This window comes from Nostoc sp. UIC 10630, from assembly GCF_010747425.1.
In the GTDB taxonomy this organism is placed as follows: domain Bacteria; phylum Cyanobacteriota; class Cyanobacteriia; order Cyanobacteriales; family Nostocaceae; genus Nostoc.
In genome coordinates this window covers 1-10,249 of sequence record NZ_JAAGOG010000240.1, presented here as the reverse complement: position 1 = coordinate 10,249, position 10,249 = coordinate 1, and the positions used below count along the sequence as shown (strand labels likewise).

General features: G+C 39.3%; 11 protein-coding genes and 2 pseudogenes. 5 read left to right on the top strand and 8 right to left on the bottom strand.

Going from position 1 to position 10,249, the window contains the following annotated elements:
- Positions 1–154 precede the first annotated feature (154 nt).
- Both G1O98_RS33115 and G1O98_RS33110 read left to right on the top strand, forming a co-directional pair.
- The gene (locus G1O98_RS33115) at positions 155–358 is read left to right on the top strand and encodes a hypothetical protein (RefSeq protein WP_228058627.1); all 204 of its coding nucleotides are present in this window, start codon (positions 155–157) and stop codon (positions 356–358) included.
- Positions 359–395: 37 nt separating this feature from the next.
- Positions 396–596, top strand: a complete 201-nt coding sequence (locus G1O98_RS33110; RefSeq protein ID WP_094333315.1) for a hypothetical protein — start codon at positions 396–398, stop codon at positions 594–596.
- Positions 597–671: 75 nt separating this feature from the next.
- Here the strand turns inward: G1O98_RS33110 and G1O98_RS40385 are convergent, their stop codons facing one another.
- Together G1O98_RS40385 and G1O98_RS40380 are read right to left on the bottom strand one after the other, a co-directional pair.
- Positions 672–965, bottom strand: a complete 294-nt coding sequence (locus G1O98_RS40385) for a hypothetical protein (protein ID WP_228058626.1) — start codon at positions 963–965, stop codon at positions 672–674.
- Positions 925–1,167 carry a hypothetical protein gene (locus G1O98_RS40380; RefSeq protein ID WP_243458618.1) on the bottom strand — a complete coding sequence of 81 codons (243 nt, stop codon included), beginning with the start codon at positions 1,165–1,167 and terminating at the stop codon, positions 925–927. The genes G1O98_RS40385 and G1O98_RS40380 overlap by 41 nt, the downstream gene beginning before the upstream one ends.
- Before the next feature lie 28 nt (positions 1,168–1,195).
- On the opposite strand from G1O98_RS40380, the pseudogene G1O98_RS33100 reads away from it, so the two are divergent.
- Positions 1,196–2,535, top strand: a pseudogene (locus G1O98_RS33100) (transposase).
- 39 nt (positions 2,536–2,574) lie between these two features.
- On the opposite strand, the pseudogene G1O98_RS41280 reads toward G1O98_RS33100, so the two are convergent.
- From G1O98_RS41280 to G1O98_RS33080, 4 genes and pseudogenes are all read right to left on the bottom strand, one after another.
- Positions 2,575–3,085: pseudogene (locus tag G1O98_RS41280) on the bottom strand (IS982 family transposase).
- 74 nt (positions 3,086–3,159) lie between these two features.
- Complete coding sequence (locus G1O98_RS33090) at positions 3,160–4,425, bottom strand: hypothetical protein (protein ID WP_163937483.1); 1,266 nt, start codon at positions 4,423–4,425, stop codon at positions 3,160–3,162.
- A 355-nt stretch (positions 4,426–4,780) separates the two neighbouring features.
- Positions 4,781–5,290, bottom strand: coding sequence for a hypothetical protein (locus tag G1O98_RS33085; RefSeq protein ID WP_163937480.1), 510 nt, complete (start codon positions 5,288–5,290; stop codon positions 4,781–4,783).
- 1,159 nt (positions 5,291–6,449) lie between these two features.
- Entirely contained in the window at positions 6,450–7,190 is a 741-nt protein-coding gene (locus tag G1O98_RS33080) for a response regulator transcription factor RpaB (protein ID WP_228058628.1), read from the bottom strand.
- A gap of 394 nt (positions 7,191–7,584) precedes the next feature.
- Between G1O98_RS33080 and G1O98_RS33075 the strand changes: the two genes are divergently transcribed.
- Positions 7,585–7,962, top strand: coding sequence for a hypothetical protein (locus G1O98_RS33075; RefSeq protein WP_163937475.1), 378 nt, complete (start codon positions 7,585–7,587; stop codon positions 7,960–7,962).
- A gap of 90 nt (positions 7,963–8,052) precedes the next feature.
- Here the strand turns inward: G1O98_RS33075 and G1O98_RS40950 are convergent, their stop codons facing one another.
- Entirely contained in the window at positions 8,053–8,181 is a 129-nt protein-coding gene (locus G1O98_RS40950; protein ID WP_265578603.1) for a hypothetical protein, read from the bottom strand.
- A 521-nt stretch (positions 8,182–8,702) separates the two neighbouring features.
- Here G1O98_RS40950 and G1O98_RS33065 point away from each other — a divergent pair.
- Positions 8,703–9,149, top strand: coding sequence for a hypothetical protein (locus G1O98_RS33065; protein ID WP_163937470.1), 447 nt, complete (start codon positions 8,703–8,705; stop codon positions 9,147–9,149).
- Positions 9,150–9,408: 259 nt separating this feature from the next.
- Here G1O98_RS33065 and G1O98_RS33060 read toward each other — a convergent pair whose 3' ends face one another.
- Positions 9,409–10,047 carry a hypothetical protein gene (locus G1O98_RS33060; RefSeq protein WP_163937465.1) on the bottom strand — a complete coding sequence of 213 codons (639 nt, stop codon included), beginning with the start codon at positions 10,045–10,047 and terminating at the stop codon, positions 9,409–9,411.
- Positions 10,048–10,249 lie beyond the last annotated feature (202 nt).

The window sequence follows — 10,249 nt, the reverse complement described above, 5'->3', positions numbered from 1 at the left end:
ACCGATTTTTACAATTATCTATGTCATTTTGGAATCTCCCTTAGTTTTTATTAGTAAATAAGATGCGTTTGCCCTGGCTTTGGCTTCTCTGTTCGGAGAGGTTTGGAAGATGATTTCCCTCGGAAATGGAATCAGACTACTCAGTTGATGAAAAATGAACCAGGGTTTATCGATACTGGCGTTACATCGCAGTCTTGACCCAACCGAGAGGTTTCAATTTATTAATATTGCAAAATGGTCTAGTAAAAAAGCATGTCTTTCGGCATTCTCTAAACGTATTTCCCAAAAGGAGATTTTTGAACAACAATTACCTATTGAAGCTAATCCTGCCCTTTATCAAATTGAAGCAGAGTATTAAATCTCAAAACAGAATTTAGAGGAATCGTAATTCAGCTATGATTACTGAAAATGATGATTCAGTCGATGCAGTGAATGAACTAGTGAGAAAAATCTCTATTAAAGAAACCCAGCTAAAAATAGCCCAAGAATCGAATCTCATTCATACTGCTGAAGCGTTAGAAAACCAACTATCCCAATTACAACAAGAATTGGGAGATAATTCAGACACACAATTGCAGTCACTAATGAGCTTGTAAAATGCTTACGACGGTAACTGAGCTTCTTGTACTGAGCGCAGTTAAAGTATTGAGAAGTGTGGGCTACGCTCTACGCTAAAAAATAATGCCTGCATTTTGAAATAGTGGCAGTTGAATGACTTGGGTTTGTTTGGCGTTATCCAGGTTAGACAACGAAATCCCCAACAATCTGATAGTACGATTCTCCAGATCAATCGACTCAAACAGTCCTTTAGCTATCTCAAAAATCGTAGATAGTCCACTAATGGGAGTAAGCATTGTCTTACTACGGGTTAAACGCTGATAATCAGAGAACTTGACTTTTAACGTTAATGTGCGGCCTCGTGTTTCATGCTTCTCTAACCTTTGCTCGACAATTTGAGCAATCATGTTCGAGTTCTTGCAACATTTGACCGACATCGCTCAAATCCTGTGCAAACGAGGTTTCTGCACCAATCGATTTGCGAACTCGATTCGCTTCAACTGGGCGGTCATCTTCTGCCCTGGCAATCTTGTAGTAATAACAATACCTTCGCCAAAACAAGAGTATGAAGAGAGAGGGCGCTCTGTAGTAGAGTTGTTGTCTTCCCAAACGACAACTCAAAAACTACAATTCGCCCATGTTCGACATCCTATCACTCTTACAATGTCTGCTACCGCAGATAAACGCTACAACAATGCGGCAGTTGAACCAAATAATCTTGGCTATGTTAGCAATGAACGGCCGAGTCACTATGTTAGGAATATCACGTTGGGCAGGGATTGGTGGCAGTTATCGGACAATATTGAGGTTTTTTCATACAGTAATACCTTGGGCGACGTTATTTTGGCTATTTTTCCGCAAGCATTTGTTTCGTGCAAATGAGGTATATTTACTTGCAGGAGATGAAGTTGTAGTCAGCAAATCAGGTAAACAGACTTATGGATTAGATAGGTTCTTTTCCAGCCTAGTAAGTAAACCAATATCAGGTCTATCAATATTACTTTATCGCTAGTAAGTGTCGAACAAAGACACTCATTTCCGATTCAAATAGAACAGGTGATAAAGAGCGATATAGAAAAAAGTAGTGTATCGCCAAAACCAGAAATAAAAGCCAAAGAAAAACGTGGACGTGGACGACCAAAAGGGAGTAAAAACAAAAACAAGACCGAAGTAATTCTCACATCTGAATTACTAAAAATTAAGAAGATGATTAGTGAGCAAGTCTTGTTGATAGCTAACTTTATCCCACTCACTTACTTAGTCTTAGATGGTCATTTTGGAAACAATAATGCTTTGCAGATGGCTCGACAGGTCAACTTGCATATAATTTCCAAGTTACGCCATGATTCAGCATTATACATACCTTACCAAAATCCTGACCCCAATCATCGTTCACGCCGTAAATACGGGGAGAAACTGGACTGGCGTAATATTTCTGATGAATATTTGCGTTAAAGTAGTATTGAAGAGGATGTCCAAACCGATACTTACCAAGTTAGTTTACTGCACAAAGAATTTTCCCAGTGCCTGAATGTAGTTATTTTGGTGAAAATAAATCTGAAAACTAATGCTCGCAGTCACATCATTCTTTTTTCTAGTGACCTAAAATTGTCATCTGAGAAAATAATTGACTACTACAAACTGCGCTTTCAAATCGAGTTTAACTTCCGTGATGCCAAGCAATTTTGGGGATTGGAAGACTTTATGAACATCGGTCAAACTGCGGTGACTAATGCTGCTAATTTAGCATTCTTTATGGTTAATTTATCTCATCATCTTCTCGCTGATTTTCGCACCCTTAATCCCGACTCCGGCATTATTGATCTTAAGGCTCATTCTTGTGGCTTTCGATATGTCCATGAAATCTTAAAAATGCTTCCCGAAATCCCTGAGCCTATTTTATTAACCCGGATTTTTGCCAAGCTTACTGCTTTAGGACGTATTCATCCCGTTTCTACTGGCGTTGAACCCTTGTAAATTGGCAGAGGTATTGAATTGAAGGCTAGGTTTCTTAGGTTAATGACAATAAGCAATCAAACCGCACAGAACATTAACGCAAAAATTGACTGGGCTACGATGCCGAGAGTGTTCAATCTGAGAAATGTTTTTGAGTTGGTCGTTAATGGTCTCAATAATGTAGCGTTTACGGGATAAAAGCTTGTCATGAAGACGCATCAACTTATTTTTCATATTGCGACGGGGTTTGGCAAAAAACTGAATCCCAAAATCGGCTAAAAGTTGAGCCGCCAGTTTCTGGGAGACATAACCTCTATCAGCTGCATATTTTGCCAAACAGATTGCTGAGTAAATCAGGTACTGGTTGACGGTCATCAACATTACCAGGGGTGATAGTCACATTTAAGAGTTGACCAAACTCATTCACTACAAGATGCAGCTTGAAACCAAAAAACCAATCGACAGAAGTCTTGCCACGAGAGGCTAAACCGTCGAACACTTTATGCCTAGAAATGCGACGATTATGGCAGACTTTCAAGCTGGTAGAATCGATAAAACCGATACCCGACATAGGACAGGTTGCTGGATTTAACGCTATTTTCAGCTTACTACCTGTCCTTTTCCTTATCCCGAACTCAGGTTACGTTAACAGTGTTGTTGTTTTTTGAACAGGGACAACAGCAAACACAGAAGTACCATTACTATCAACGATACTGAAGAAACAGATTCTGGGACAGGCTGAGGGTTTTGCACAGGCTGATAATTGATGAAATTTCCTTGAATTGGGCTGAGTGATTCCAAAAGTTGCTCAATATCGCCAGATATATTAGTGTCATTACCAACACTTTTAGAAGAGATGAGGCGGTTAAACGGTTGGCTACTCGATTCATCAAAATCTCCTGTGAACCCAAGAAAATTTTGACCTATTTTACCTATAAGAGAGTCTATCAGATTATTAACATCAGTTTTGATCCTTTGTGGGGATAAATTTAAACTGCTGATATTGTTGACGCTTCCAATCGTTGTGTTGTCAGTCTCAGTTAACCAATTGCCATTACCAATAATTTCATTTCCATTGGTAAAAACCCAGTTACCATTACCAATAATTGTGTTATTAGTACCGAAGTCCCAATTGCCATTACCAATGGTTGCGTTGTCACTACCAAAGTGCCAATTACCATTACCTAGAGTTGCATTATTACTGCCGTTGTCCCAATACCAGTTGCCATTACCAAGGGTTGTGTTACCGTTTCCAAATAGCCAGTTTCCATTACCAATGGTTGCGTTGTCATTATTAAAGTTCCAGTTACCATTACCAATGGTTGCGCTGTTACTGTCATAATCCGAGTTAAAATTACCAATAGTTGCGTTATTATTACCAAAGTCCTTGTTACCATTCCCAATCGGTGCGTTGCCCTCATTAAAGGTTTGGCTACCAGTATTAGATGTATTCCCAGTATTACCAAAGGACATATTGTTACCAAGGACTTCTTTCAATGGATCGAAAGGCGATTGTTGAAGCAGACTTCCAGCACCTGCTATAGGATTACTGCTACCTGCAAATGGGTTGGTAGCCCCACTTGGAATTGGATACCCACTGCCTGCAAACGGGTTACTACCTCCTGCCAATGTGTTATCAATACCTTTGAAAAAGTTATCACCTAAAATTGACTTTAATCGATCAAATATTAATTGCTGAAGCCCACTGCCAGCATCGCCTGCAAAGGGGTTAATACCGCTACCTGGAATGGGATTGTTACCGTTACTTAATAACAGATTGCTACCACCTATCAACGGGCTGCCTTCAGCAGACAAACTGCCATTAGCTGCAAAGGAACCTACGCTGTTAGGGACACCTGCACTTAAGGGATTAACTCCACCATTAAGGGGATTGACAGCAGACTTTTCCATTAGCACTAATTTTCCTATTTTTAGTTAAAAATTTATGGGACTTCACTACTTTTTATAACAGTTAAAATTTTACTAACCCAAAATCTCTCTAAAATAAAGGCTTTAATAATTTTACTGTCAAACTAACAGAAAATATTGCTTAAATTCCTACCTGTAAAGAGTTTTAGGGTATAAGCTAGCAAGCTAATACAGTAATGCAGAAGGCACATCACTGACAAGACACACTTTTGAGCTTTATCGAATAGTATGTTTATTTGCGTCAAACTGTACTAGCATACTATGTACTGAATAACTCATTATTGTTCCTTCTATTTATTTGCTCATTTTCCCAAGGATTCTATTAAGCGAACAGGATTTATTGACCACCAAATAATGGGATTCCTCCACTACCAAATGATGGGATTCCTCCACTACCAAATGATGGGATTCCTCCACTACCAAATGATGGGATTCCTCCACTACCCACTTCCTTGTCAAACTTTGAGTCAACTAGCTTGTCAATAGTAACTCTCAAATCGAACCCGTTCGGTATTTCACTTGTGCTAATACCATAGGTATGGTTACTAGCACCAGTCAAAGGATCGCTACTACTACCTTGGTTACTACCACCTGCGGATGGGTTGACACCCCCTGCAAAGATATTCCAGAAGTTGTCGCCAGCGAAAGGATTACCACCATAGGCTAAATCAGGCTTACTGCCACCGCCATCACCAAATGGGCTACTGCCACCAATACCACCACCTTCTCCATTACCAATACCACTAAATATCTTGGTGAGGCCTTCTTTACCGAGAACTCCTTCCAATCGACCGAAGGGTGATTGTGAAATTGAATTGTTCCCACTATTACTTGAATTTTCTGCCATTAGATTAATCCTCATTATTGAATAATAATCTTGTTAGCATTGCAACATTAAATAGACAAAACTTAAGTTTATTTAATGACTTGAACGTTAGCAACACTAGTTAGTAACTACTAGATTATTTAGTTATCTCAACGTATAGATAACAAATTTTTCATCAATGCTACTTACATCTAAAATTTATATAATTTAATTTTGAAGTACAATGCAAAATATTTTGATATATTTATCAAACTTGTTGATATTTTTAGATTTAACTTAAAAAATTAACTAAAATATTTGTATAAAAACTTAATTTGGGTTAACTGTTATATTGCAATGAATAATCTTTTGATAAACTTGCCATTTTTTTAGATATTTAATTAATCTGCGTTGATCCGGGGTTATATCACTTTTGTCCGACGTTATACCAATACGGTTCGGTTAAGACAACTCTTTGCCCTTGACAGCAAAGGAGTTCTTGAACGAAGGTGCAGATGAGATGCCTTGCCCTCTGAACCTACCGAACACGCTTACCATCCCTGAACTGCTTGATCCGATCATGCGTTGCATTATTTCTTGTTGCTTTGTCTAAGACCTAGAAGGAATCGATGAATAACATCGACTATAGTACTTATTTCTTGGAGTTCAGGATGTACAGTCTTGTAGAGCCGTATTAGATCCGTTTTGCCATAGGGTTTCCTACGAATGAGTTTTAAAATTTGAACGGGTAATATGCCCGATGAGACTGCGTAAATTGTCTCTGGAAACCACTGAATTGATTCTATTTCATTGAGAAAATAGTCTTTCTTATAATGCCAGAACAGATAGGTATACTTGATTGTTAAAAGATTACTATTGCCGTCAAAGATAATAGTTCTAACTGGGAGATGAAAGTCTACAATCATCATAGCGAATAGAAAGCACACACAGATAATTAGTGCTATAGAACTAAAATAATAAAGCGGAGGATAAGCTATCATCTGATATATTGATTCCACTGCTTTCTGACTCAGACCAAATATTGTCCATTTTTTGAATGTAGAGATTAATAAAAAGTAAATAGCAACATAAATAAAAAGGACTCTTTTCTTGGTATCAAAATTTCTTCTTTCTGACTTGATGACAAGTCGATTTGGTGTTGTTTCTAAAATTTTCAGCATTTTGACTTCTAATTTCTTCTTCAATCGTGTTCTGAATCAATAATTCGTGAGAAAAAATAACCACTACCTCTTGCTGTAATAATGAATTCTGGGCCGTTGGGATCGGATTCTACCTTTGTCCGTAACCGCGAAATATGCACATCTACCACACGAGTGTCTGTATTCATCTCTGGTACAAAGCCCCACAATTGCTGTAATATTTCAACCCTTGAAAAAATCTTTCCCGAATGATTCACTAACAACTCTAATAAGCTAAACTCCACACCTGTCAACCGAATGCGTTGCTCATTTTTGTGGACTTGCCGCTTATTGATATCGATTTTGAGATTGCCCAGATGGATTATCCCAGAGTTAGGAATACTATTAATGCTGGTTTTGTGAGAGCGCCGTTTTAGTACACAGGCAATTCGAGCTTCCAGTTCCTTGGGTGAGAAAGGTTTCGTCATGTAGTCATCAGCACCTAACTCCAACCCAGTGATTCGGTCTGCTACATCTCCTAAAGCTGTGAGCATGATGATTGGCACATCTGACTCTCTCCGTAATTCTTGGCACACACCGTAGCCATCCAGCTTTGGCATCATTACATCCAGAACTATCAAATCAGGGGTCAACAAGCGAAAAACTGACAACGCTTCTTCACCATCACTAGCTGTCACTACGCTGTAGCCAATCATTTCTAGACGCGTCTGTAAAATCCGCCGGATGCTGGCTTCGTCATCTACTACTAAGATTGTGCCTTTATCAGCTGATAAGTTTTTCAACGCTGTTCCTAATAAGCGAGAACTCTCAACCATCTATTATCTGCTTATTAGGAGTCAAAACCGCAAAACAATCTTGAAGTACAGTTATCAGGAAAGAAGTGATCGCTTAATACTTGCATCTGTGCAACTAGACTATACTAGGGCATCTGCCCGAAAAACATAAATTTTTCAGCAAGGGACTCGTATTTCCCATAGATTTGGATACTTTGTTTTCAAAAGAAGGGTAATTTCTATGTTAACCAAAACATAAATGTTAATTTCTCAGTGTAAGTGCATCTCAAATGCTATTGACAAGTAGGTTTAGATATACGATCATTAATTAGCAAATTATTGACAATTAAGCTTATTTGTTATTAATTTTTTTATTAAGTAGGATAATCTAAAAATTGCTTTGATGCTTGAAGATATAATAATTACTCTGCTAGTTTGCAGTACAGAAGAAGAGAAGCTTTACTTCGAGGTGTCCCTCTCACTTTTAAAAAAAGTTTCCACCTGGAATCCTGAATTGTCAGCAGTGCCTTTATCAATAAGCGAGGCTATTCAAATTGGTCGGGCTGAAGCTTATCGAAAGCGACCTCAATTCAACTCTTATGTATGTATAGCTGCCTCGATTAAATCTCTGCAACCTCATCCAAAGCCATTTCTATGGTATTGGCATATTGTGTTTGTCCCAGTAATTGATAAGCATATTTGTTATTTAGATCGCAGTGAGATCGTTTTGCTTCTGGACGGTACAGTAATTGAACCAAAAATTATTAATATTTCAAATTAGTTCCAACTTTTTTAACAAATTCGGCAAAATTCCCCGTCCCTCTTCTGTAAGCGCTCAAGGACAGTCAAAGCAATTCACACATGACCAATTTTATGAAATGCTTAAGGGAGTCCCATTATCTTTGGGTTTTAAAGTGAGAATAAATGGAACAGCTTTCAATACCCAATCGGACATCGGTGTATAATCAGCAGCTTCTTCTCCAAAGCTAATAGAAAGCATCTCAGTATGAATAATACCTGGATTGAGGGGTATGGTTGCTATACCATTCGGTCTTGTGCCAAAGAACGAGTTAATCCTTCGATTGCCCACTTGGAAGCACAGTATGGTACAACGCCTGGCTGAAGTCGAACCTCACCAGGCAGCAATATTGTCTTGTAGAGAACATCTGAATAACTGAAAAATACTTAAATAAAGAGTAGCTAAAGATGGGCTCCTCGCGCCGCAGGCGATTACGCTTTGTGGGTTAGACCCTATAGATCCAGAACTCAAGGCACTATTTGAAGAGGCTGAGGCTTGTTTGCAAAGATATGATGCAAAGTCAAAGCAAGTAAAGCAACTCAGTCAACAGATCCAAGATATGGCATTTTTGCTTGCTCTAGAGTGTGCTGAATGGAAATATGAATATATTCAGGTAATCGCAACTACTTAGAGGACAACTCAAACTAGCGATACCTACGGCAACCCAAGAGGGAACGCAATTAAGTTATAATTTGGGTAGACAAAGCTACCCAAGTCTAGCCATGAGCCGACCACAATTAAACATTAAGTTTGATGGTGAGGGGGAGAAAGAATTACTTGAGACTGTCAAGACACGGGCGCAAGATGAACGTATTTCTCTCAAAGAGTTTGTTTTGGATGCCTTAAAAAATCGCCTGACAGTTCACCAAGCTACCCAAGCTACCCAACCTAAACCAGCTGTCACCAAGCTAGAAGTAGACGAACTGAAGCGTCGAATAGTTGATATTCAGATAAGTTTGATGGGTGAGGTTAGAAAAGATAGAAAACAAATTGCCGCACTAGCACAATCCCTAGCTTTGATTGAGTCACGCTTGTATATTCTCGATCCTCCTAATTTAATGACAGTTGAAGAAGATAGTCAAGCTAGACAGGCTAGACAAGGGGAAACCTGGGAGAATAATGCTGTTGAGTTTTTAGAGGCAATCAGCTGGGGTGATGATAATGGGTGAGATTAACGATTTACGATTCACTGCGCCCCCATCCGACTTGGAGCGATGGGAATGGTTTTTTAAGGAGATGGAGAAACGCGGACTAATAACTATTTTTGAAAGCTCGAAACATTACCCCAACCGGGGCGACTCGAAACTAAAGCGGCAGTATTTCAAGGTCAAGTTAAATGCAGAAAACTCTGATTAGTTTCTTTGACTGTTTCTTGGTGTAGCAACTGCTTAATGTTGTAAAACACACTTCTTTCCTGAGCGCTCCTCATCAGAAAACTGAACAGTCTAGGGTATTGGCTGCCTCTTGTAACAGTTCCACAGTTGTTGCCAAGAGGGTTCGTACACGAGTTAACTGATTTCGACGCTCAATTCCCAGCCGTGCTTCAGTGTTTCGCGGATCGTCATCATGGCTTAAATGAACAACTTTCACTTTCTGCTGTTTTTCGGATGGTTCAAATATTGGCTCAGGAGCAGTGAGTTTGTTGTATCCATAAACTCCACTTGGGCGCTTCACACTATAATGATGTACTTCACAGCTATTAGGAGCAATGTAGTATCCTTCTAGATTATTTAAGTTGTGATGCAATTGTTCAATACAGGCGGCGATCGCTTCCATTTGTGCAGCAACGCCCAGTGATTGTGCGCTTTGGGGACAACCTCTCGACATCAGCATCATCACTGCCGCTTCGCGGCGCGTGGTTCTAAAGGTTTCCTCTCTGCGTTCCCACTCCTGTTGCCGTTGGCAAGACGCAATCTCCCGCACGCGAATTAGTTCGATCTCTTCATCTGGAGTCAACTTAATAGCTGCTCCACAGGTTGGATAATTGAAGCATTCTCCAGGGTCAATACTCGGTTGCAACATCATTGAGGCACAGTCAAAGCCAAGTCCACATATCTTACGTGGCATAATTTCAATTTAGTTCAATTTAGTTCTAGCTTAATAAATTTATTTTAATAGCTAGAACTGTCACTGTAACCATAAGTTTGCCGCTTTTGAAAGCATAACCTTGCCGCAGGGTGTCACTTAAAGGACAATACGGTTCAGTTAAGGCTCAAACAGTTGTAAATTAGGTATTGTTTCCAAAAATGGAAATCAAGTACGGTGCATC

What these genes read in the sequence shown, in the direction of transcription:
- G1O98_RS33115 (WP_228058627.1), top strand. Translation starts at nt 155, where the DNA reads ATGAACCAGGGTTTATCGATACTGGCGTTACATCGCAGTCTTGACCCA.
- G1O98_RS33110 (WP_094333315.1), top strand. Translation starts at nt 396, where the DNA reads ATGATTACTGAAAATGATGATTCAGTCGATGCAGTGAATGAACTAGTG.
- G1O98_RS40385 (WP_228058626.1), bottom strand. Translation starts at nt 965, where the DNA reads ATGATTGCTCAAATTGTCGAGCAAAGGTTAGAGAAGCATGAAACACGA.
- G1O98_RS33090 (WP_163937483.1), bottom strand. Translation starts at nt 4,425, where the DNA reads ATGGAAAAGTCTGCTGTCAATCCCCTTAATGGTGGAGTTAATCCCTTA.
- G1O98_RS33085 (WP_163937480.1), bottom strand. Translation starts at nt 5,290, where the DNA reads ATGGCAGAAAATTCAAGTAATAGTGGGAACAATTCAATTTCACAATCA.
- G1O98_RS33075 (WP_163937475.1), top strand. Translation starts at nt 7,585, where the DNA reads ATGCTTGAAGATATAATAATTACTCTGCTAGTTTGCAGTACAGAAGAA.
- G1O98_RS40950 (WP_265578603.1), bottom strand. Translation starts at nt 8,181, where the DNA reads ATGCTTTCTATTAGCTTTGGAGAAGAAGCTGCTGATTATACACCGATG.
- G1O98_RS33065 (WP_163937470.1), top strand. Translation starts at nt 8,703, where the DNA reads ATGAGCCGACCACAATTAAACATTAAGTTTGATGGTGAGGGGGAGAAA.
- G1O98_RS33060 (WP_163937465.1), bottom strand. Translation starts at nt 10,047, where the DNA reads ATGCCACGTAAGATATGTGGACTTGGCTTTGACTGTGCCTCAATGATG.